The following is a 670-nucleotide window of genomic DNA, read 5'->3' as shown; positions in this document are numbered from 1 at the left end:
CGTCATCGCTGCCTCGTTTCGCGTTCAGGACGCAATGAGCTGGGACAATCCCTCTAGTTCCACCCGCTCGATATCCTCCCGGTATTTGAGGACGGATCCCAAGGTCAATGCCGCGAAGCCATGATCCAGTTGCTCGCATCCCAGCGCCTGCAGCGCGCTGGCCCAGTCCAGCGACTCCGCCACACCCGGCGGCTTGATCAGCTCCCCGGCCCGCAGCCGGCTCGCCGCGTGTGCGACATCGCCCGCAAGTCGCTCGGTGACTTCGGGAAGTCTGCGCCGCAGAATCGCGACCTCCCGCTCCAGTGACGGGTGCTGCACCCAGTGGTAGAAGCAGCGTCGCTTGAGTGCGTCGTGTACTTCACGGGTGCGGTTCGAGGTCAACACCACCAACGGCGCAACGTCGGCCTTGATCTGTCCCAGTTCTGGAATGGATACTGAGAAGTCCGAGAGCACCTCGAGCAGACACGCCTCGAACTCGTCGTCGGCACGGTCGATTTCGTCGATCAGCAACACCGAATTAGGGGTACGCAGTGCTCTCAGGAGGGGACGAGCCAGTAGAAAGCGCTCGTGGTATAGTTCCGACTCGGCTGCGGCTACGTCGATCGTCCTGTCGCCCACAGCCTCGATCGTGCGAAGATGTAGCAGCTGGCGGGGGAAATCCCAATCGTAG

1 protein-coding gene is annotated in these 670 nt (G+C 62.2%); it reads right to left on the bottom strand.

Annotated elements, in window-relative coordinates:
* Window positions 1-24 precede the first annotated feature (24 nt).
* On the bottom strand, window positions 25-670 hold a 646-nt coding region (locus ABD323_RS43210), incomplete at its 5' end, for an AAA family ATPase (protein ID WP_344447506.1).

It is taken from the genome of Kitasatospora nipponensis (assembly GCF_039528135.1).
Classification (GTDB): domain Bacteria; phylum Actinomycetota; class Actinomycetes; order Streptomycetales; family Streptomycetaceae; genus Kitasatospora; species Kitasatospora nipponensis.
The sequence above is the reverse complement of the archived record's forward strand: the minus strand, read 5'-3'. Positions and strand labels throughout refer to the sequence as shown.